This is a genomic window from Oleiphilus sp. HI0079 (assembly GCF_001635105.1).
In genome coordinates this window covers 1-1,196 of sequence record NZ_LWFT01000106.1, presented here as the reverse complement: position 1 = coordinate 1,196, position 1,196 = coordinate 1, and the positions used below count along the sequence as shown (strand labels likewise).

Sequence of the window (1,196 nt, the reverse complement as noted above, 5' to 3'; positions counted from 1 at the left end):
ATCATCAACACACGTTCTGTCTTTTGTTGAGGCTACGAGCCTAGGGTCCTGCGCATCCACTAAGGCAACGTGCAGCCCTGTCTTGGCAAGAGCGACAGCCGCGCTTGCACCTGAAATACCGGCTCCGACAATAACAAGATCATACATAGTACTCACCCCAAAAACGCCCTAAGACCCCACTCAACCAATCAACCAATCAACCCGCACTCAAAGGCTTAAGTGATTGGGCTCGACCCATGGTATGTCGCGCAAACTCGGTTTTTAACTCTTTAAACGAATTCAGTGCCACCAGGCCAGAACTCCTTAGAAGCGCTGGAACATGCGAGTCTGGAGAGAACAGCTCTACAAGTTGATCACTGAAATTCACGATTTTGAACTGTTCACCACGATGCGCATCAACAAGAGGCTTTAAATTTTTGTAAGCCCAAAACTCATTTTCCTTACAGAGGGTTAGGCCTTCGATAAATGCAACGATACCGCGCAAAGCAAGATTAAACCCTTGCCCAGCAACAGGGTGCAAACTATGAGCCGCATTTCCAACGACAAGCAATCGCTCGCGACATAGCTCTTTTGCTTGAGTGAGCGCTAGAGAGTACGCATCCCGCTCACCGACTTTATCAATTCGCCCTAAACGGCCACCGAATAGTGTTTCGATATGCGTTGCAAAGTCGGCGTCTGTCATCGCTATCATTTCATCAGCGACGTCATCATGCAGAGTCCAGACCAAAGCGCTGACGTCTCTCTTGAGCGGCAGTAAAGCAGCCGGCCCGGATTTAGCAAACCGCTCATAAGCAACGCCCTTGTTGTCTAACTCGGTTTTCAGATTCGTGATGATCGCTTTTTGATGGTAGGACTTTATTGAATAATCGATCCCGAGAGACCTGGCCAAATTAGATTCTGCGCCGTCAGCAATCACAAAGAGTTTTGCTGTTAGATTTTTTTTCTGAAGACGATCACCATCGGCCTTGTTTTCTATCACATCCAGCTCAAGCTGCGCGCAGGTATCGGTCATCTGAACCTGAGTAACCACCGACTGATCTAGAACCGCAACGTCACTTTCCATAAGCCGAGAATGCAACAGTCCGCCCAAAGCCATATTCGGAACCACATAACCGAGAGCATCAACACCCACATCACGTGCTTCAATCGACGTCGTGCCCATTTTACCTTGCTCGGAGACATGGACGCGATTAATC

At 48.7% G+C, this 1,196-nt stretch carries 2 protein-coding genes; both read right to left on the bottom strand.

Going from position 1 to position 1,196, the window contains the following annotated elements; translation table 11 throughout:
• Nucleotides 1-147: FAD-dependent oxidoreductase (locus A3750_RS27250; protein WP_156498304.1), on the bottom strand; the 147-nt coding region annotated here is incomplete at its 3' end.
• Nucleotides 148-196: 49 nt separating this feature from the next.
• The coding region (locus A3750_RS01575; protein WP_068547969.1) for an FAD-dependent monooxygenase at nt 197-1,196 on the bottom strand (1,000 nt) is incomplete at its 5' end.